This is a genomic window from Treponema denticola (assembly GCF_024400535.1).
Taxonomy (GTDB): Bacteria; Spirochaetota; Spirochaetia; order Treponematales; family Treponemataceae; genus Treponema_B; species Treponema_B denticola_C.
Window position 1 is genome coordinate 524504 of record NZ_CP038800.1, and the last position, 22211, is coordinate 546714.

The following is a 22211-nucleotide window of genomic DNA, read 5'->3' on the forward strand; positions in this document are numbered from 1 at the left end:
CACCTATCCTACCTCAAAAAATCATCTTTTTCAACCAACAAAAAACCGTTCAAAATTTATATGTACGCATATGCCATTAGTCTATAAGTTTTCTATCTCGGATAATTTTACAAAATATACAATTATCCATTTTAATTTTATCCTCCGGTTTTTAAAATTATTTTCACCCCTAAATATATCAATATTTTTCTGCAATCAATTCGAAATATTTTGATGGTGTAAAAATTAATGGTTTATCAATTTTTACATCTTCAAAATCCTTGTCTCCCGTAATCAAAATATCTGAATCAGATAAAATTGCGGATACAAGAACCGGTAAATCTTTTATATCCCGAACTTTGATATTTATTTTCATCAATTGTATCGGGACTCTTAAATTCTTCAAAAGTAATTCCATCAAAGAAAATACCCAATAACTCTTTTTTAAATGGAAATTTATTTTCAAAAACTTTTTTGCATTCTTCCTTTGTATATGAAGAAATTATTACCGTATGATTTTCAAGCAAATGAGAAAAAACTTTAGCAACCTTACCATCAGGGAAAAGTATCGCAGAAATCACAATGTTTGAATCTATGAAAATCCTCAACTCTTTTCCTTAGCTCTTTAATATAAGCAATAACGTCATCTCTGTTTGAAAGCCGGCTTTTCTGCTTCTCCTTGCATTTGAGTTTGAATATTTGCTAAAGCTATTTGAGAAGCATTTGTAATATAAACTTTTCCTCTGCTTTCTTCAAAAAAGACTTTATCGCCGGTTTTTAACCCGAGCATATTTCTTATCGCAAGCGGAATTGTAATCTGACCCTTAGATGTTAGTTTTGCAAGCTCCATAAAACGCCTCCTTACTTTCCTTACTTATACTATTATATAATAATTAATTACTTTCTGTCAATAATTTCTACGAAATATTTTTGAAAGCTGCAATTTAAATCCATCAGATTTATATCTCGGAAATTTTAGCATTTGTCGACTTTTGAAAGTTGTGTTAATCTTTTAAATTTCCTTATAGAACTTCTTTTTCTGTTTAATATCACTTTTTATATATTTATCAAATGTAGGCTTTTCCAGAATCCTATCACTACTTCGGATATTAGTCTATAGTTTCAAATACAATCTGCATTGGGATATGATCTATTGTATTTTTAGATAATTTCCATTGATTTTGATACCATTTATCATGTTCTCCAGTTTTTACCGATAAAACCTTCCATTTTTCTGGAATAAAACAATAATCAACATGACCAATGTTTTTATAGGTTTTTATTTCTTTATCTACTCCAAATTCAATTTTATTAAATTTATGATAACAACTTTTTAGGTTTTTATCTTTGAATAAGTTTATCATGTAAGCAAAATATTCTCTTTCATTTTGATAGTTTATATCCGTATTAAAGTCTCCAACAACAATCGATTCAGATATGTTTCTATAGTCTTCTTCTTTTAACCCTTCGATTACTTGACCAATATAAGGAAAATCACATTTCTCTTTTTTTGTCCATACAGCGTATATTGTATAATATTCTTCATTGTTAAATACTTTGAAAGGAATGAAATATCTTATATTCCTATTATGATAATACTGAAGTGTAATACAGTATCTATTTGAAAATATTCCGACACCTAAATCACCTTTACCTGTTTTTTCATCATATTCGGTATTATCACCATACCAGTTTGAAAACTTGAAATAATTTGATAAATTGTATCTGTCTAGGTCTCTACACTCCTGAATAATGTAAATATCAGACGGAAATTCTTTGATTATTTTCTCTGCTTTTTCGCTTGTTAGACCGCAGCAACAATTCCATGTAACTAATATCATATTTTTCCTTTGTGCTCTCTGTGTTTTTACTAAACCAATACTTGAATTTATCTCACCACTGTTTTCCAATAGCCAAACATCATTTACTCCTTACCACTATCCTACCTCAAAAACTTATCTTTTTCAAGTAGAATCTCAAATAGCAAGGCTATACAACACAGCAGATAAATGCTAAAATGACTGCTGATTGTATGTTCATATTGAATCAAACTAAACTAATATTTAGAAGGCTAATAATGGGATACCGATGACTAAAAAATATTTTTATCCTACTTTATTTGAAAAATTTATTCTTATGAAGTCTTCGATTTCTTTTTCTTTTAGAATTGCACATTTAACTTCGGTACGGAAATTCCGAAGGCCGAAGTTAAATGTATTGTTTCGGTTTTAGCTTATCTAATTAAAGCTTTTTAAAAGCCCTTACTTTATCTTTTTGAAGACAGCGACGCCGTTATGGCCTCCGAAGCCGAGAGAGCCTGAGGCGGCACAGTTTATTTCGCCCTTGACGCCCTTGTTCGGAACATAGTCCAAATCGCAGCCGGCTTCAAGGTCGGGTTCGGTTAGGTTGATGGTCGGGGGATAAAATCCATCTTCCATTGCCTTTATACAGAAAATAGCTTCAAGAGCTCCTGCGGCACCTAAGCAGTGGCCTATCATCGACTTGGTTGAAGAAACCTTCATTTTATATGCATGGTCTCCGAAAGCTTTTTTTAATCATGGCTGTTTCTGCAGGGTCGTTAATCGGTGTCGAGGTTCCGTGAGCATTATAGTATTGAACTTCTTCAGGTTTTATGCCTGCATCGGCTAAGGCCTTGGTGATGGCCAATGCTCCTCCGTCTCCTGAGGGGTCGGGGCTGGTTAAGTGGTAGGCATCGGAGGAAGCTCCATAGCCTGCAAATTCCGCATATATTTTAGCACCCCTCTTTTTTGCATGTTCATATTCTTCAAGAATGAGAATGCCTGAGCCTTCGCCCATTACAAAGCCTGAACGCTTTTTATCGAAGGGACAGCAAGCCTTGGCAGGATCACCTGAGGCGAGGGTTTGCAAAATCGTAAAACCGCTTATACCGAAACCGGTAATTGTAGATTCCGTACCGCCCGATACGCATACATCAAGCCTTCCTGAGCGGACAAGGTCTAAAGCGTTTCCGAGAGCATCGGTACCGGAAGCACAGGCCGTAGCCAAGGTCCAAGACGGGGCCCTTTATGCCGAACTGCATACTTATGTTTCCGGCTGCCTCATTCGGAATAAGAAGAGGAACAGTCATCGGCGGAATACGATCCGGAGCAACTTGAAAGTATTTTTTAAAGGCTTCTTGGTAGATTTCAAAACCGCCTATACCGTTTCCGAGTATTATACCTGTGCGGTTTGCATCGATGTTTTCTTTTGAAAGGCCGGCATCCTTCATTGCCTGCGAAGCTGCGGCTACGGCAAATTGAGTGAACCGAGCCATTTTACGGGCATCTTTTTTATCCATAAATTGTGAAGCGTCAAAGTTTTTTACTTCTGCCGCTATCTGAATCTTAAAATCGGAACAATCAAATTGGGTAATGTTTCCGATTCCGCATTTACCTGCTTTGATTCCTTCCCATGTTTCATCCAGGGTGTTTCCTATGGGGGTTACGGCACCGAGGCCTGTAATTACAACTCTTCTCATATAAACTCCTTTTTGCGTAAATTTCCGCATTTTTGTACTCTTTATTGTTCTTTATTAAAGAACGTTTTTTATGTCAGGCTGTCTACAGAACAGCTTATAGAACAAAGTCTACTTGCTTACGCCTTCTCTGTCAAGGCCGGTTTTTATCCGTCGACTTTTATCAGGCCTTTCGGCTTCTGATTGCAGCCCGGCTTATCTTGCCGTTATGGGTTTTAGGCAACGTTTCTACAAATTCGAGAGAACGCGGGGCCTTGTAGAGGGCCGCATTTTTCTTTGCAAAGAACATAAGCTCTTTTTCCAAGGCTTGGCTCGGTTGATAGGTTTTATTTAAAACAACAAAGGCCTTTACAGCCTGTCCTCTTTTAGGGTCGGGGACGCCTGTTACCGCACATTCAAAGACTGCCGGATGTTGTAAAAGAACCGACTCCACCTCAAAGGGGCTTATACGGAAACCGGAACTTTTTATAAGGTCATCGGTTCGGCTTTCAAACCAAAAATAACCGTCTTCATCCCTATAGGCGGCGTCTCCCGTGTGGTAAACTCCGTCCTTAAAAACCTCGGCCGGTTTTTCTTCATTTTTATAATAGCCTCCGAACATTCCGAAGGGAACTTTTTTATCCAAACGCAAGATGATTTCTCCCGATTCTCCTGCTTTGCAAGAAGATCCGTCGGGGCGGATAATATCTATCTCATAGCCGGGGGCGGGCTTTCCCATTGAACCGGGTTTGATTTTCATGCCGGGGAAGGTTCCTGTTGTGAGGGTGAGCTCTGTTTGCCCGTAGCCTTCCCGCAGTTCTATTCCGGTCTTTTCTTTGAATATATTGAAGATGTCCATGCTAAGGGCTTCACCTGCCGTTGTACATTCTTCCAATGAGGATAAATCATAATCTTCTATTTTTTCGCGGATTAAGTACCTGTAAACGGTGGGAGGTGCACAAAAGGAAGTTATCCTGTATTTTGATAATTTTTCGAGCAGGTTTTTAGGGATAAACATTTTCATGTCATATACAAATACGGCACAGCCGCAAAGCCATTGACCGTAAATCTTTCCCCACATAGCCTTTGCCCAACCTGTCTCGGCAACGCTTAAGTGTCTTCCGTCTTCCTTGACGTTTTGCCAAAATTTTGCGGTCGCAATGTGCCCAAGCGGATATAAAAAATTATGTTCCACCATTTTGGGATTACCCGAAGTGCCTGAGGTAAAGTACAAAAGAGCGGTGTCCTTTCCGCAAGGGTAGGCTTCTCCTTGGGGAGGTGTAAAATCTTCACTCATATTTTTTACGAGTTTATCAAAGGAAATCCAACCATCCATTTCGTCATGCACCCAAACAAGGAGGGGCTTATTATAAGCGGACTCGGCAGCTTTTTGAATTTCTTCTTGCAAATTCTTTTCTTGTACGGCCATTATCATTTTTATATTGGCTGATTGAATACGGTATTCGATATCGTGGGCTGCGAGCTGGACCGTTGCAGGAACGGCTATTGCCCCTATTTTATGCAGGGCAGGAAGAACAAACCAAAACTCGTATCTTCTTCGCAAAAAAAGCAAAACCGTGTCGCCTCTTCCTATTCCCATAGCCTTAAAAAAGTTGGCCGTCTTATTTATCTGCTTTGCCAATTCTCCGAACGAAAAAATCCTTTCTTCGGTTTCATCGCACCAGACAAGAGCCTCTTTTTCGGGGTATTCCTTCGCTATTCTATCTATTATGTCATAAGCAAAATTAAAATTTTCGGGAGCTTTGACTGAAAAAGAATTATGTACGGTTTCCCAATCATCGCTTTCAATATAGTTTATATATTCTTTATAAAACATAGTTTCACCTTATAAGACTATAGACAAGGCTTTCCCGAAAAGGTTGCAATAGAAAAAAAAGAAGAAATATGCTAGAATTCCTTTTAATGTTAAAGGACGGGGTATTTTAAAGGAGGCTTATTTTAAAAGATTTTTATGGGAGAGCTTATATCAAGGACGACGAGCAATATCCTTTTGGATATGCTTATAGAACAAAACGGAAGGCCTCTTTCGGGCGAAGAAGCGGCTTTGCACTTAGGCCTTTCGAGGGTTTCCGTCTGGAAGGCTGTGCAAAAGCTGAGGGACGAAGGTTATGAAATTGAAGGCGGAAAGAACAAGGGCTATATTCTAAAATCCTCTTCAGATGTGCTGAACGCTTTTTCAATTGAAAAGAACCTATCTGCCTTTGCTCAATCCGTTTGCAAGGGGAAGGTTGAAGTTTTTAAGACAATAGATTCCACTAATACCGAGGCAAAAAGGCGTTTAACTTCTTCAAGCAGAGCCGAGTCCCTTCACGGAACGGTTCTTTTTGCCGAGCATCAAAGTGCAGGCAGAGGCCGCTTTTCACGCAGTTTTTATTCGCCGAGAGGAGCGGGCTTATACTTTAGCCTGATTTTTTGCCCCTCAATTCCGGCAAAGACTGAAAAGGAAGTGCCCGCTTCCGCTCTTTACACGGCAATTTCGGCAGTTATTATCTGCCGCTGCTTAAAGGTTCTGGGCTTTGCTCCGCAAATAAAGTGGGTAAATGATATTTATCTTAACGGAAAAAAAATCTGCGGCATTTTAAGCGAGGGAATTATCGATATGGAAACTTCCTCAGTGCAGGCCGTAATTATAGGTATAGGCCTCAATGTAAAAGAGTCTAATTTTCCTCCCGAACTTAAAAACAAGGCCGGCTCTCTTTTTACCGAAGCCGGCTCATCTTTTAGTGAAGCCGAAGCTCCATCCCTCAACCGGAATGTTTTAGCTTCTTCTATTATATCGAGCTTGATTGAATCCCTTTACGGTCTGCACTCTCAAGAAAACTTAATGGAAGAATATAAAAGCCTCTCCCTCCTTACGGGAAAAAAGGTAAGAGTTCTTCCCTTTGCCGGCATCCCCTATCAAGCCTTGGTTTTGGGAATCAGCGATTTAGGGCATCTTATCATAGAAACCGATGACGGCAAAAAAAATGAGTTAATTTCGGGCGAGGTTAGTTTGGGGCTTGAACCTTAAAAAAGCTCATCTTTGAACAAATGCTTTGCTAGACATAAATCAAAAAAACTGGTATAATCGCAAGTCTATGGATGCTCAAGAAAACAATAATGATGAAATAAGTTTAATTGACTTATTTGCCGTATTATTAGAATATAAGAAACTTATAATATTTACTACCTTTTTTGCTGCAGTTTTTATTTTTAGCTATTCTTTGATTTCTGTAAAACTGCCGCCTGAAAAATCTTATATGCCGAATGTTTATAGGCCTAAGGCCTTGATGTTGATAAATGATGCAAATTCGCAAGGGGGCGGTTTAGCCGGAAAACTAGCTTCAAGCGGATTAGGGAGTCTTGCAGGTTTAATGGGGGCTTCTGCTAGCGGAGGACAAACTTATAGCCGTTTAGCTATTTTTTTATCGACAACCAATTCTTTTTTGGATAACATAGTAGATGAATTTAATTTAATCGAAAAGTACAAAATAAAAAATCATTTAAGGGCCGAAAGCCGGAAAATCTTAACAGGAAAGTTAAAAATCAAGTTTGATGATAAGACCGGAGTCTTAGAAATAGGTTTTGAGGATATAGATCCGGAATTTGCAAAACAAGTGGTAATGCATTGTGTAAAATACTATGAGGATAAATTTACCGATCTTGGTTTGGATAGAGATAAAATAGAAAAAGATAACCTTGAAAAAAGTATAAAAAATGTTTTAGCAGAAATAGATAGTATTACTGAAAAATTAAAAAGACTTGAAACAGCTTCTATGAATATTTACGGCTCAAACATTCCTTCTGTAGGTATTGATGCAGAAAAATTAAATCTTGAACTGACTGCGCAAAAAAACATATATGCCCAATTAAAGGCTCAGTATGAAATGATCAAAATAAAGATCAACAGTAATACGCCGATATTACAAATTTTGGAATACCCTGAGATACCGGATCAAAAGTCGGGCCCAAGCCGAGGAAAGCTGTCCATTATATTTACTTTTGCTGCCTTTTTCTTTTCGATATTTTTAGCTTTTTTACTTAATGCAATAAGCAATATAAAAAAAGATCCTGAAACAATGGCAAAACTAAGAGGAAATAAAAATGAAAAAAAATAGATTAGCTTTTTTAGTTTTGCTTTTTGTGCAAATTATGATTTTTGCTCAAGACTCAAAAAATACGGACGAGTCGATTTTGACAAAAATAAAAGAAGGCGCCTATATTGCCATGTCTGATCCAAACTATTTAGTTACAGCCGGAGATGTTTACGGCCTTTCCTATGCTATGGGAGGTAAGATTGTCAATATAAATTTAATCGTCGATATTTCTTATAATGTGAAGATATTAAATCTGGCAACAATAAACGTAAACGGTCTTACCTTTTCGCAATTTAAAAGACAGGTTGAGGATATTATAAGAAAAAATTATCCTTTAAGCGGGGCTCAATTGCTTATGATAAAGCCTTCGGTATTTAAGGTGATAATAAAGGGTGAAGTATTAAAAGTTGCCGAGGTTGAGGCAAGCGCTCTTACAAGATTGTCCAATGTTATACAAAACTCTTTTACGGAATATTCTTCTACCAGAAATATCGAAATAGTATCTTTGAATGGAAAAAAAAGAAGCTATGATCTTTTTATGGCTTATAGAAATGGAGATTTCTCTCAAGATCCCTTTTTACGTCCCGGTGACATAATTATTATAAAACGCCTGGGCAGAAAGGTAAAAATTACGGGAAGCGTTGAAAGACCGGGAACTTATGAACTTTTAGAAAATGAAAATATAAAAGAACTGATTGAAATTTATGGCGGCGGGTTAAGGGAATTCACGGATGTTTCAAAACTTACCGTAACGAGGAATAATAAGACCGAAGAATTCCCGATAGGCAGTTTTTTTAAAATTGAAAACGCAGAAAAGATGGAACCTTTTAAGCTTCAAAATAATGATATTGTGCATATTCCGAATGAGGCGGAATTTAAATCATCAATTATTTTGGAAGCAGGAGCAGATGTTACATCTATTCCTTTTATAGAGGGAGCAGACTTATTATCGGTAGTCAGAGCATATAGGAGCAAATTTTCTTCTCTGTCAGATACAAAAAATGCCTATTTAATGAGGAATGGTGAAAAAATATATACTAATTTTAATAGAATTTTTTATGATAGAGATTATAATGAATTAATTGCTTTAGAAAAAAATGACATTATTTCTGTTCCCGTTTTACAGCAAACCGTAGTAGTTATAGGAGCTGTTCTTAGGCCCGGCTCTTACCCCTACGTTCCCGGAAAGACCTATGAGTATTATATTGCTTTGGCAGGCGGTTTTGATTTACAGAGAAATGCTATATCGTCAGTAAAGATTAGAGATGCTGCCGATAAAAAAATGAATAAAAAGGATTATATTCTTCCAGGTTCCATAATCACTGCAAGTTCCAATGCTTTTTTATATAATGTAATGCCATATATAACCTTTATTGGAACTATTGTTACAATAATTGGCGGTATTTTCACAATAATAGATAAATTAAAGTAAGGAGAAAAAATTATGAGTTTTGTAGATGAAATGAAAAGAAAGGCAAAGATGTATGCTAACCGCCTTGTTTTGCCTGAAGGTACTGAAGAGAGGACTCTCAAAGCAGCCCGATCTATCGTAGATGAAAAATTGGTATCGGAGCTTTTTTTAATCGGTTCCGATGATGCTGTTTCTGCAGCGGCTTCTAAGGCAGGGGTAAAACTTGACGGTATCAAGATAATCGATCCGAAAAAATCGGAATGGCTCGATTCCTTTGCCGAAAGCTATTATGAAAAACGGAAGGCCAAGGGAATGACCCTTGAACAGGCTAAAATAGAAATGAGTGCAGAGCTGGGCTTTGCAGCGATGATGTTGGTTCAAGATAAGGCAGATGCAATGGTTGCAGGAGCCTTAAACACAACAGCCGATGTACTCCGTGCAGGCTTAAAAGTTATCGGAACTCTTCCGGGAATGAAAACCGCTTCTTCTTGCTTTTTGATGGACACAAAAAATCCCAAACTCGGAGCAAACGGAGTCTTTATCTTTTCGGACTGTGCCGTAATTCCGACTCCCAGCTCTGAACAGTTAGCCGACATTGCCTGCTCCGCAGCTATGAGCTGCCGAACCTTTGCCGGGGTTGAGCCCATTGTTGCAATGCTATCCTTTTCTACCAAGGGATCGGGCGGCGACAAAGATGAAAATATTTTACGCGTCCGCGAAGCTGTAAAAATCTTAGAGGAAAGAAAACCCGATTTTGTCTTTGACGGAGAAATCCAGTTGGATTGTGCCATAGTTCCTTCCGTTATGCAAAAGAAAGCGGCCGACTCTCCCGTAAAAGGGCAGGCCAATACCCTGATTTTCCCCGACCTCGGAGCCGGAAACATAGGATATAAGCTGGTACAGAGAATTGCCGGAGCAGAAGCCCTCGGCCCCTTCCTCCAAGGCTTTGCAAAGCCCATATCCGACCTTTCCAGAGGCTGCTCGGTAGACGACATAATCACCACCTCGGCTGTAACCTTGGTTCAAGCCGGAAGAAAATAAACTTATGGCTAAGTCTGTAAATGCGCTTATAAATGAAGCTATTGAAGCCGGAAAAAAACGCGACTATAAGACTTCAATTTTAATCTTAGAAAAGTTAGCCGCAGAAGGCTTAGCCGAAGTATCTTCTCCCTTTTACGGTGAAAAAAAGGGAAATCCCGAAATATATTTATACCTTTCAAGGGCTTGGGCTGCCGTAAACAATTACGGCAGAGCCATAGCCTATGGTAAGGCCTATATTAAAAGATGTTCATCGGATTCTGCCTCCGCTCATTCGGACTTACCTATGGGCTTCTTTTTTTTGGGCCGCTCATATTTGGCGGCGGGGCAGTATGACAGAGCCGTTTATTGTCTTGAAAAAAGCTTAAAGCTCAATCCCCATCCTCTTGAAACAAGGGCAATGCTCGGTTCTGCCTATCTAAAATGGAAAAAGCCCCGCCTTGCCAGAGAAACATTTGAAGAGGCCTTAAAGTTTGCTCCCTCGGATACAAAGCTGAATGCCGGATACTTAAATTCTCTTTTTGTTGAAGGAATTTATGAATTAAGAAACGGCAATGCAGATATGGCTCGCCAAATGTTCAGCTTTGCAATAAAAAACGGCATAGACGGAGTTGCTCCTCGCCTCTATCTTGCTCATGCCCTAAAAATGGAGGGCTACCTTCCGGAGGCTCTAGGCCAATACGAAGCTGCCTGCGAATTCGAGCCCGATGATCCCGCCCTAAAGTGGTATCCTGCAATGATTAAGATGCAGCTGGGCGATACAGCTGCTGCTGCAGAAGATTTTGCAAAACTGGGTATCGAGATTCCCGATGACGGAATTTCGGACCGTTTTTTTGCAATGGGCGTTATCAAAAAGCATATGGAGCGGGGCGATTACTCAAGAGCCGCCGTTGCTGCCCGCATCTTTATTAAGACCTTTGGAAGCGATGCCGAAATACGCCTTCTCGCTGCCGAAGCTCAGCGCTCTATGGGCAACACTAATGCGGCCTTAGGACATTATAAATGTGCAATAGAACACGAGCCTGAAAATCCTTATCCTTATTACGGCATAATGCTCGCCCTTCAAGAAGCATACCGCTGGGAGGAACTTAGTGCTGCAATCCTGCGGGCCGAAGCAAGCGGAGTTTGCGATGCCGACGATATTTATTATTATAAAATAATCACCGCCGCCCATATAGATAACCCTCCCGAAGAGGTCTTGCCTCATCTTCAAGCCCTTGTCCAAAACGGAAGAGCCGATTCGGCTATCTTTAATGCTATGGGCTGCTGCTATATAAAACTGAACATGCCCGATTTAGCTCTTAGATGGTACGAAAAAACCTTGGATATGAATGAAAAAGATGAAGAAGCTAAAATAGGAATTATCGCTTCTTACGAAAATTTGCAGTTAAATAAGGAAGCAGATGAAGCTTATGGGGCATATCTAAAAGAATGGGGAAAGAATATCTACATAAGACGGGACTATGTACTATTCTTAGAAAAATGTGAGCGTTGGGAAGATGCCGGCAATCAGCTTGAAATTTTAATGAGCCAAAGCGGAAAAGTTAATTTTGACCCTGAGCTTGCCTTGTTCCGCAGAAAAGCCGGACAATACCAAAAAGCCGCTATTCTTTACAGAAAAATGCTTAGAGCTAAACCTGAAGAAAGGCTTTTATTACATAACCTCGTATTCTGCCTTGATAAGATCGGCCAAAGCAAGACTGCTCTTGAATTGCTTAAGGCAGCAGAAAAAATGTTCGGAACTAAGACTGATACCCTTCTTATAAAGGGCATCCTTCAAATGCGCTTAAAAAAGAAAGAAGAAGCTATAAAAATATTTCAATATATATTGGAAAAAGAACCGAAAAATCAACATGCTGCTGCCTTTTTACAAAAGGCCTACAGCTAAAACCCATAATCAAGTATAAATTTTGCCTATTTTCTTATTGAATATTAGTCCTCAAATTGTTATATTATCATAGACAATCACAGGAGTTATGATAAACAATTCGGCTGAAATTCAGCCTCACTGTTTATCTGACGAGTTTTGTACATTAAGTACAAAACATCGTGTTGTTGTATGCGGTTTGTAAACAAACCGCTTGAAAAAACTTCTTTTGCAAATTGATATTTGCTGCAAAAAGGTTTTATAGGAGTTATGATGAAATTATTAGATATACAAGGACTTCAAATGTCGGTTGACGAGAAGCAGATTCTTAAAAACCTTAATTTGAGTATAAACAAGGGTGAGGTTCATGTGGTCATGGGCCCGAACGGAGCCGGAAAATCCACATTGGCGGCTGCCATAGTAGGGAATCCTCGATACACAATCGATGCAGGTAAAATCTTCTTTGAAGATGAACTTATAAATGATGTTCCTGTTTATGAGCGGGCTCGAAAAGGTATCTTTCTTTCTTTTCAAATACCTGAAGAGGTGCCGGGCCTAAAAATAGAAGAGTTTTTGCGTGCTTCAAAAGAAGCCGTAACCGGCGAAAAAATCCCTATGATAAAATTTCATAAACTTTTATCGGACACAATGAAGCAGCTTAAAATCAACCCTGCATATGCAAACCGCAGCTTAAATGTCGGCTTTTCGGGCGGCGAAAAAAAGAAAAACGAAATCTTACAGCTTGCCGTTTTAAACCCGAAGCTCGCAATCCTTGATGAAACGGATTCGGGACTGGATATTGACGCTACAAAGACTGTCTTTGAAAGTGTTTCTAAAATACGCACCCCCGATATGGGAATTTTAATAATTACCCATCATAACAAAGTTTTAGATTATATAAAGCCCGATTTTGTACACATTCTTGTGGACGGCACTATTGTCAAAACAGGCCGTCTGGAACTGGTAGAATATATCGAAAAGAACGGGTACGAAAACATAAAAGAAAGCCTATGAGTAAAGCCATAAACCAAACCACAGATAAAGCACCGGAGGATGCCGCCCTCTTTCAAGAAAGAAAACGTACATTTGTTTCGGATATAGAACGCGGAGTCTATGACATAAAGGACAGCATCGATTATAAGTATTCTACAGGACTCGGCTTAAACGAAGAAGTCGTAAAAAAAATATCCGCACGCAAAAATGAGCCTGAATGGATGCTGGACTTGCGCCTTAAATCCCTCGCATACTTTAATGCTCGACCCATGCCGGACTGGGGAGCCGATATTTCCGATTTGGATATTCAAGAGATAATCCACTACATTGTTTCCGATACAAAGCCCTTGGCCGAAACTTGGGACGATGTTCCGGAAGAAATAAAAAAGACATTTGACAGGCTCGGTATACCGGAAGCTGAACGCAGCTCCCTCGCAGGAGTTGGAGCCCAATATGACTCGGAAGTCGTTTATCACAGCCTAAAAGAAGAATTGGAAAAACAAGGTGTAGTCTACTTAGACATGGAAACAGCCGTCCGCAAGTACGAAGATATAGTAAAAAAGCATTTTATGCAGCTTATAAAGCCGAATGACCATAAATTTGCAGCCCTCCACGGTGCCGTTTGGTCGGGAGGTTCCTTTGTGTATGTTCCCAAGGGCGTAAGGGTCGAGCTTCCGCTTCAATCCTATTTTAGGCTAAATGCCCAGCAGTCGGGGCAATTTGAGCACACCCTTATAATTGTAGAAGAAGGAGCCTACCTCCATTTTATTGAAGGATGCAGTGCTCCCAAATACTATAAAAACGCCCTCCATGCAGGAGCCGTTGAGCTCTATGTAGGAAAAAAAGCAACCCTGCGTTACTCGACGATTGAAAACTGGTCGCGCAACCTATATAACTTAAACACCAAAAGGGCCATAGTTGAAGAAGACGGAGCTATTGAATGGGTTTCGGGTTCGTTCGGTTCAAGGGTTACCATGCTTTATCCTATGAGTATCTTAAAAGGCGACCGCTCCCGTTCCGAATTTACAGGGGTTACCTTCGCTTCGGAAGGGCAGTGCCTTGATACGGGAACTAAGACCGTCCACATCGGAAAAAACACCGTTTCGGAAATGCGCTCCCGCTCCATCGCAAAAAACGGCGGGGAAGCAAACTACCGAGGCCTTTTGTCCATAGGAGCAAATGCAACGGGAGCTAAGGCTGTGGCCGAATGCGAATCCCTAATGCTTGACGATAAATCCCGCTCCGATACGATTCCGATTATAGAATCCCATATCGACGATGTAGACATAGGCCATGAGGCTAAAATCGGAAGGATAAGCGAATCAATGGTGTTCTACCTTATGCAAAGAGGCTTGGATGAGGCTGCCGCAAAATCCCTTATCATCAAGGGCTTTGTAGAACCTATCTCCAAGGAACTGCCTCTGGAATATGCCGTTGAATTGAACAATCTTATTACAATCGAATTGGAAGGAACTATAGGATAGATATGAGTGACAGAACTTATTTTAAACGGCTTGACTACACAAAAACGGATATCCCTTCAAAGCCTTTTTGCAATTTAAACTGTAAGGTCAACGGCTGTACCAAAGACTGCACCGAAGCTGAAAATATAGAACAAATGCCGATAGAGCAATTTTTAAAAATAGCCCCTTCAAAAGATATAGAAAAATTCTTTGATTTTACGAAAACAAAACGCGAAAAAAATTGCGGCCTCGGAGATAATTATATCCAAGAAGTAAAGGATAAAAGGAATTCCGGTATTTATATAAGAGTAAAAAAATGCGAAGATAAGGAAAAGATCGCCAATGTTCTAATCCATTTTACAATGGATCAGGCCAATAATGTTCTTTATGACCAAAATCTGATTATAATTGAAGAAGGGGCAAGGGCTAAAATCTTTTTTTATCATGATGTAAAAGAATACGATTGCTCAAAGGCCGATATTTTTAGAAACGGACTTTTAAGCATAGTTGCCGAAAAAAACTCTCAAGTAGAATTTATAAAGGTACAAAACTTAAGTCACTGCAGCATTAACTTTGAAACCGTAAAAATCTCTGCTATGGAGAAGGCACAAGTTACCCTTTATGATATTCAGCTTGGAGCAAAGATAAACGGAGCTTCAACTTCTACCTATATGCCTGAGGATTGGGCCGAAGTTCAAATATACCCCCTCTATTTTGCAGATAAGACAAGGCGCATCGACTTGGAGCAAAATTTTATCATCAACGGAAAAAACTCCCTAGGTGTAATCACGGCAAAGGGTGCACTAAAGAACAAGGCTCACAAGATGTTCCGGGGCAATATCTTTTTAAACAGGGGCTGCTCAAAGTCCATTGCAAGGTTTTCGGATAACACGATTATGCTCGATAAAACTACGGCCGGAGCTACAATCCCGACAATCTTTTGCGACGAAGATGACGTTATAGGAGAGCACGCTGCGAGCTTTGAGGCGGTAAATAAGGCTAAGCTTTACTACCTTATGACCCGCGGTTTTGATGAGCTGAGTGCTAAAAAGCTCTTAATCGAGGCTGCCTTTAAACCCGTTTTTAACCGCATTGACGATGAAACGATAAGAGAAAAGCTTTTAGGCGAATTCAGTATAAATCTTGACGAGATAAGTGAATAAATACCGTATCAACTCATACTAAAAAGAGAAATTTGCAAATAATTTTAATAAATAATTTGTAGAAATTTGATTTTTTTGTATATTTGTGCTATTTTGATTATACATAAAAAATTTATAAAATACTTAAAAAGTGCTTTGATTGCCGAAATTAAGGGCAAATTTCATAAATTAAACATATTCCAGCTTTGGAAGGAGAAAATGTTTATGAAAAAGAAAAATAGCGTATTATTTTTTACATTGGTTATATGTACCGTAATGACGGTTTTTACCTGTAAACAAAACATAGGTTTAGGGGCGAGCGTTAATGTTGCGCCGCCCAACGGCTAAATCATCTATCCTGATGCGGGAGAAACGCCCATACGCGGAAGTTTTGTGATGAAAGGAACGGCAAGCGACGAGAACGGCATTCAGTCAGTTTCGATCGTGTTTGAAAATAATGAAACTAAGGAAAAGACAAAAGTGTTTGAGGCCGTTCTTTCCAACTCCGGTACGAACAGCGTAACATGGTCGGTGGATATAAACAACGAATCTACGGGACCCGAACCCGGTCATGAGTTAGTAAAAGTGTACCCCATTCCTGATGGTGAATACAAAGCTTTGGTAACCATTACCGATAAACAGGGTGAACGAACGGATTTAAATCAAACATATAAAATCGACAATACTCCGCCCATATTTATCGTGCAGCGCCCGTCGATGTTTGTTGATGGAAGTACCTCTCCTTCACCATCGGATCCGGCAGACGGTTATGGATCGACTTTTTCTGTTGTGGGACAGGCAGGTGAAAAAAATACCGTTGAAAAACTGAATGTACATGTTCCTGGAACGCCGCCGATTGATATGGCTAATATGTTCGTGGGCAACAATATAAACGCGCGAGTTGCCGTATCGGAAGTTATTTCAGGCAATGAAACAAACCCTTTATATAATTTGCAAGCACAGGATAAAATGAAGCCTATCAGAAGTCAATTATATTTATATGATAATGCCCGCGAATATACTGGGGGGATGGCAACAGGCGAAGGTAATAAAGCTGATTGGTATTATCAGTGGGATAGCATTTATAAAGATGTCATAGCAAAAGGCTACACGCCCGAAGTAATCAGCGATTATTTTGCCGGCAAAAAAGGATCGGATAAAAATGATCATGATAAGAAAATAAAAGAATTGCGCAGCGATACGGAAGTTTTGAATATACTTAAAACGAAGATGATTAAAATGACTGAAAAGCGCAGTACTTTTAAACTTGATCCGAGCCAATCTCCCGGTTTTACAGTTGTCGGTGTAAAAAGTTTACCTGTAGACCCTGCTTTAACTCTTTCAGACGCTACATCGATGCTCTTTAAAAACGGAGGCGAAACGGCATTTGCGATAGAGCTTATCCGTAATAAAAATAACACTCCATTGACGGCCGGATTTGACCTTGCAGCGTATCAGGCAAGCAATATTGAGATCGTTTTACGCAAATGGAATAAAGCGGCAGGTACGAATGAAGCGGATAGCTTAAAAAATGATGAAAATTATGAAGAGAAGAAACTGGTAAAATTTTCTGAGTTGACGGATACAAGCAATATTACGGTAGTAGATGGAAAGTTACGCGTAAAATGTGCCTTTGATCCGTCTTGGGCTGAAGGATACTATGCCGTAAAAGTTAAAGGTACCGACACCTCCGGAGCCGCTTCAAATAAATTTGAAGCCTATGACACCTCTAATACGGTAATCAACAGCCTTTATATAATAAACTTTCTTGCTACCGGAAATGGGCCGAGAATACGGCCGATCCGTCCGCAAGGCTTTAAAAACGCAAATTTTGATATAGAAGCGGATGTTACCGGCATAGATGCAAGCGGTGCGGTGTATTACAACATAGATGCGCCGGTAAATGCTGCGAGTCCGGATGCTACAAAGAAGCTTACAAAGGTCAGTTCCGACCCGACCGATCCTCGCTACAAAGCGACGGTTCTTTTAACTACTGATTCGCAGGGGAAGCTTCTTTGGAATGGGGCACCTCTTTCGGACGGAATCCATAAAATTCACTTTTTAGCAAAAACAAGTTCCGGTTCTACCGATACGGATAAAACCGAATTTACCGTGGATAACACGGGTCCGACGATTGAAATAGTATATCCTGAAGAGACCGATCCGCAAGCGGGAGAGATTGTCGTTTCGGGCCGTGTCAGCGATGAATGGGCCGGAGTAAATCCCGAAAAAACCAAATACATATTGGGTAAAAAGACTCCTGCGCCGACGGTTGATACTGCTGCCGGCTGGAAAATAATGAAAGATGCTCCTGATACTTCGACAAAAGGTTCGTGGAGTATTCACATAAATTTGGATAACGTTCCTTCATCGGAATACGGTGCGGTTATCGGTAGATATAGAAAAATACCGTTATATGTTTTTACGGAAGACGAACTAGGGAATAAAGCTGTACATGAAAAACAGATACTCTTTGATACTGAGGGAGCAAAGCCGATTGTAAAAGTACTTTCACCGCAGAATACTACTCCTGCTACAAAATTAGGCGGTACTATACAGATATTCGGAAGTGCGAGTGTACCTAAAGGCGGACCGGCAGCGGTGGGTGAAGTATATATTCAATTTTCTCGTGACGGTAATTTTACCTCTGCCGCAGATGGAACGTTCGGTATAATCGACTGGTACAATGGCGGAAATGGAAAGCTTATTTCAGGTACAGATACCAATGGAGGTGCAGACTGGAGAATTAGTATAAACGACGACGGTTCATTTAATCATGCGACCAATCAAAACCAAGATGTCTATTTTAGAGTCCGTGCGAAAAATTAAAATGGTACATCGATAGGGGAATGGAGCGATAAAATAAAAATAATCGTCGATAAGTCTGCTCCTACGATTGGAAGCCCCAATGCCGTTAAAGTAGACGATTCTTCTAGTACCGTTCTTGCCGGCAGTGCGAACGCAAAAGACTATACGCCTAATATGTGGGTAGGACGCAATAAAAAACTGATAGGCTCATTAAAAGACGATTCGGGTATAAAGGCTGTCCACATTACCTCAGACGGTTTGGCTGGCGGTGTGAGCTATGATCTTAGTCAAGCTCAAACAGCGGGTTGGATAGCTCCTGTTACAGGCGGAAATTATGAGCTAAAGATTCCGTTCGACTTAGATGCGCTGAGCCCTGCTGCAAAAGCGGCTGGAGAGTTTAGTGTAACCGTTTCCATTACAGAAAATACAACATCTCCGGCATTGAGTACACAACAAACATTTACCTTCCGCTTTGACACAACCGATCCTATCGGTGATTTCGGTACCGATAAATATATGAATATCGGAAATTTTGCTTCCGATTCGATAACCGACGCACAGCTGGCGCAAAAAGTGAAAGATTTGGGCGCTACAGCATCTTCCGGCAGCGGATGCAAAATACTGGCGGACAATCATATACTCACGGTAACGAAGGTAACGGGAAGCAAAGTCGAGTTTACCGCTTCACCTGCGCTTACGGCAGGAAGTTACAGCTATATCTTATATAAACCGGAACTGCTTATATACGAAGGCAGCAGCGGTGAATGGATTATAAACGGAGTTGCGAATGACAGCGGTTCAGGCGTAAAAGAAGTGAAGGCAAAGATAGTCGTAAACGGGACCTCTTCACCTGAAATAACGATGACTGAAGCTGGTCAGCAAAACAGGATAACCAAGCAGCTCGGCGGAACGGTTACATGGCAAGGAAAAATAGATTTAGATCTTACCCCTTCTGTCACTGATGGTAAGGGAAAACTGCACTATACGATAACCGACAAAAGCGGTAATATATATAGCCATAGTGTAGACGTGCATGTAAAAAATAAGCCTATCATGGTAAGTGCGGTAACCCTTTCTACCGACATAGGCGGTACGCCGAGCTCCTTCATCGGAGGTTTGTCCGGTGCTTTAAATGCAGACCGCGATTTTATCGGAAGTATTACAAGTACGGAATTTGCCTTTAAAAATAAAAATAACTCAAAGATAAAGGTTGAATTCTCCGGAGGTCAGGGTACCGTAAAATACCGGCTGAGAAAAAGTGATGGAACTCTATTGCAGGATCTTACCGCGGTAACATCCGGCAGCGAAATTGACTTAATAACTCACTTCGGCACGGGACCAAATAAAATAAATAACTCAAACGGTACGCCTACCGAGATAATTCTTGAGTTGTGGGACGAGGCACATGGCTTTATTCAAGGAAATGATAGCTCTTTTGCAAAAATAACGATAAAAACGCTCTTTGAAGCTATCGATACTAAGCCGCCGACGGTAGTCATCCTTCCGTTCCATTGGAATAGTGAAACCGATAACTCGCTGTATCAAAACAGCCGTGCTAACGGACATGTGGAAATTGCTACGTCTTCCGTTTCGGGTAAGGTTACAATCCGTGGATTTGCCTATGATAATGTTCAGCTAAAGACACTTACAGCAACACTTCCTAACGCTTCAAATATAACCGTTACGAATACCAATAATAACTGGTCTATAGGCGAAGATACTTCAAAGAATATCAAGTTTAAAGTTGAAGAGTCTAAATACGACTATCTCGGCTATTATGTAAAATGGAAGCTGGAATGGGACAGTGAAAAAACATCTGTAGGTCTTGGACAGATAATCAGTGTTTCGGCTCATGACGGAACCAATCCTTCAGGAACCTCTGCTGCCGATCCGTCTTCCTCATCTTCCTCCTTAACTCGCAGTACTAATGATACGGCGGAACATGCGGATTTTGCCGCTGCAAAGCCCGGTCAGTTTATTCTCTTTACAAAGGGTGAAGCACAGCACTTAACCCGCGTAAAATCAGTTACCGGTAATAAGATTGAGCTTATAAATGCGGTAGATACCGGTTTTGTGACTGCTACGCTGTATCAAGATACAACAAATAAGCCTTCGATAAGTGTTAACGTTGTACCCTATATTACGGGAGTCAGCAGAAACAGTACATATAATACAAACAGAGCGCGAAGCGGTGCCATACCCTTACTCCGCGGGGAAGCTGGCAATACGATTACAGGCTTTAACTTTGAAGGAAGCACTCCCTCTTTAAAGATTACCGTAAATAAAGACGGAAGCGGTTCTTTTCCAGTTGAAATGGAGAGTCTGACATTAAGTAGTGATAAGAAGAGTTTTACCTTTAAAGTTCCCGATACGGCAAAAGACGGGTATCTGCATCTTGTGGTAAACGGTGTTGCTGCAGTAAATAATACGAATGCGTATACCGCAAGCAATACTGAGGAAGCCGATACATACGGAGCTAAGGAACATTCCGACGATAGATTTGTACATATTTGGCGTGTAAATAAGGAAGATACGTTTAAAGGCAGTAAAAATGCCATCTATCCTGCAATGACTAAAAGTTCTGACGGTACGCTATATGCATCGTTTAGCAATAACTCAACTTCGGCAGTGTATTATTCAAATAAATTTACGGGAGATACTGCTGTTGCCGTAGAAGGAGACGGTACAAAAAGGTTGTTTACAGGTTACGATCCGCCGGAAGAAACGGATATAACCGTAAACGGAACGGAAGTAAATGTACTCTATGCTGCAAATTATCATGGCGGTGGTGCTAATAACTGGGGTAATGGTACAGCCAACGCAGACGGAACAAAAAAATACCCATGGAATGATACTAATCCTGAGTATGCGGGCGGTATATACCTCTATGATAAAGATGCAGCCAGTAGCGGTAGGCATAGTCAGGTGTATCGGTTCGAACTCTTTACCTACGATAATGAATTACAGCAGTTTAAAAACATACGGACTGTACGTTCCGGCGACAATATCTATGTTGTCTATTATGACAGATTAACCGAAGCTGCAAAATTCGCCTGGGTAGATGACAGCAAAAAACCGAATACAATAACCCATGCACTCCCATGGTGTGTCATAGACGGCAATACCGACATAACAGATAGAGAATGTAAAGTTCCGGATCACTTGGTTAATAGTCCGGGAGCTAATCCGCCGGATAATATATTTACATTTGTGAGCCCCAACGGTTCAACTTATGCATCTCCGTATGTATTGAGTAATTTTGAAGACGGGCTTTCCGTTTCAAATGCGGTGTGGGAATCCGTTGCAGTTACGGTAACTAAGGACGGTTATCCTGTTGTAGTGTACATGGATGCTGCTTCGAGAACCTTACGGCTTGCAAGAAGTACCTCAAAACAACCTACGGCGCCAGCCGATTGGAAGATTCAAAGCGTTCTTGCCGCTTCGGATTCGAACGGTAAGATTGCAAGCGACTACATAAATGCATGTATCGGCAGCGATGGGGTTTTGCATATCGCGTTCCAAAACACTAAAGGGCAACTTGTGTATGTAAAATCCACGAATACGTCCGATGACGGTTCAACAAAGTATGAGTTCGGCACTTCCGAAGTACTGGATGATTCCGTTATATCTATAGATATGACCATGGACGGCAAAACGCCCTATATCACGTATATGTCCCGTCCCAACTCGTACGATGCTATCCGCATTGCCTATAAAACCTCTATGGACTTTAACAATACGGGAACGGATGTAGCTGGCTGGGAAACAATGACCGCTCCGCTTAACCAACGGGCGGCAAGCGGCCGTATCTGCATTGAAACACAGGCAAAGTATCACAATGCTACGGAGAAGATGCCTGTTGCGGTAGGGTTTAAAACCAGTTCGGATTACCGCGCTGCATTCTATGTAGGAAAGTAAAACATTATTACAACAACTAA

The 22211-nt window shown here is 40.4% G+C and carries 13 protein-coding genes and 3 pseudogenes; 11 read left to right on the forward strand and 5 right to left on the reverse strand.

What is annotated here, in order from left to right; all coding sequences use genetic code 11:
* Positions 1 to 178: 178 nt before the first annotated feature.
* The 5 genes and pseudogenes from E4N78_RS02470 to E4N78_RS02490 all read right to left on the reverse strand — a co-directional run bounded on the left by E4N78_RS02470 (position 179) and on the right by E4N78_RS02490 (position 5291).
* Positions 179 to 587: pseudogene (locus E4N78_RS02470) on the reverse strand (putative toxin-antitoxin system toxin component, PIN family).
* Positions 535 to 829: pseudogene (locus E4N78_RS02475) on the reverse strand (AbrB/MazE/SpoVT family DNA-binding domain-containing protein). Before E4N78_RS02475 ends, E4N78_RS02470 begins: the two co-directional pseudogenes overlap by 53 nt.
* 259 nt (positions 830 to 1088) lie before the next feature.
* Positions 1089 to 1889 carry an endonuclease/exonuclease/phosphatase family protein gene (locus tag E4N78_RS02480; RefSeq protein WP_255811506.1) on the reverse strand — a complete coding sequence of 267 codons (801 nt, stop codon included), beginning with the start codon at positions 1887 to 1889 and terminating at the stop codon, positions 1089 to 1091.
* 351 nt (positions 1890 to 2240) lie between these two features.
* Positions 2241 to 3478, reverse strand: a pseudogene (gene fabF / locus E4N78_RS02485) (beta-ketoacyl-ACP synthase II).
* A 160-nt stretch (positions 3479 to 3638) separates the two neighbouring features.
* Entirely contained in the window at positions 3639 to 5291 is a 1653-nt protein-coding gene (locus E4N78_RS02490; RefSeq protein ID WP_255811507.1) for an AMP-binding protein, read from the reverse strand.
* Between the two features lie 135 nt (positions 5292 to 5426).
* Here E4N78_RS02490 and E4N78_RS02495 point away from each other — a divergent pair, with 135 nt between their 5' ends.
* The 11 genes from E4N78_RS02495 to E4N78_RS02545 all read left to right on the forward strand — a co-directional run bounded on the left by E4N78_RS02495 (position 5427) and on the right by E4N78_RS02545 (position 22191).
* Positions 5427 to 6485 (forward strand): biotin--[acetyl-CoA-carboxylase] ligase, encoded by a 1059-nt coding sequence (locus E4N78_RS02495; protein ID WP_255811508.1) that lies wholly within the window; start codon positions 5427 to 5429, stop codon positions 6483 to 6485.
* A gap of 67 nt (positions 6486 to 6552) precedes the next feature.
* Entirely contained in the window at positions 6553 to 7572 is a 1020-nt protein-coding gene (locus E4N78_RS02500) for a GumC domain-containing protein (protein ID WP_255811509.1), read from the forward strand.
* Positions 7559 to 8983: a polysaccharide biosynthesis/export family protein gene (locus E4N78_RS02505; protein ID WP_255811510.1), complete on the forward strand. Its 1425-nt coding sequence runs from the start codon at positions 7559 to 7561 to the stop codon at positions 8981 to 8983. Before E4N78_RS02500 ends, E4N78_RS02505 begins: the two co-directional genes overlap by 14 nt.
* 12 nt (positions 8984 to 8995) lie before the next feature.
* Positions 8996 to 10003, forward strand: a complete 1008-nt coding sequence (gene pta / locus E4N78_RS02510) for a phosphate acetyltransferase (RefSeq protein WP_255811511.1) — start codon at positions 8996 to 8998, stop codon at positions 10001 to 10003.
* 4 nt (positions 10004 to 10007) lie between these two features.
* The gene (locus E4N78_RS02515; protein ID WP_255811512.1) at positions 10008 to 11888 is read left to right on the forward strand and encodes a tetratricopeptide repeat protein; all 1881 of its coding nucleotides are present in this window, start codon (positions 10008 to 10010) and stop codon (positions 11886 to 11888) included.
* A gap of 252 nt (positions 11889 to 12140) precedes the next feature.
* Complete coding sequence (sufC, locus tag E4N78_RS02520) at positions 12141 to 12881, forward strand: Fe-S cluster assembly ATPase SufC (protein WP_255812307.1); 741 nt, start codon at positions 12141 to 12143, stop codon at positions 12879 to 12881.
* Positions 12878 to 14344 (forward strand): Fe-S cluster assembly protein SufB, encoded by a 1467-nt coding sequence (gene sufB / locus E4N78_RS02525; RefSeq protein WP_255811513.1) that lies wholly within the window; start codon positions 12878 to 12880, stop codon positions 14342 to 14344. Before sufC ends, sufB begins: the two co-directional genes overlap by 4 nt.
* A 2-nt stretch (positions 14345 to 14346) precedes the next feature.
* The gene (gene sufD / locus E4N78_RS02530) at positions 14347 to 15486 is read left to right on the forward strand and encodes a Fe-S cluster assembly protein SufD (RefSeq protein ID WP_255811514.1); all 1140 of its coding nucleotides are present in this window, start codon (positions 14347 to 14349) and stop codon (positions 15484 to 15486) included.
* Between the two features lie 204 nt (positions 15487 to 15690).
* Positions 15691 to 15813, forward strand: a complete 123-nt coding sequence (locus tag E4N78_RS02535; protein WP_255811515.1) for a hypothetical protein — start codon at positions 15691 to 15693, stop codon at positions 15811 to 15813.
* A 45-nt stretch (positions 15814 to 15858) separates the two neighbouring features.
* Positions 15859 to 18294, forward strand: coding sequence for a hypothetical protein (locus E4N78_RS02540; RefSeq protein ID WP_255811516.1), 2436 nt, complete (start codon positions 15859 to 15861; stop codon positions 18292 to 18294).
* 153 nt (positions 18295 to 18447) lie between these two features.
* On the forward strand, positions 18448 to 22191 hold the full coding sequence (locus tag E4N78_RS02545; protein WP_255811517.1) for a hypothetical protein: 3744 nt from the start codon (positions 18448 to 18450) through the stop codon (positions 22189 to 22191).
* Positions 22192 to 22211: the final 20 nt, after the last annotated feature.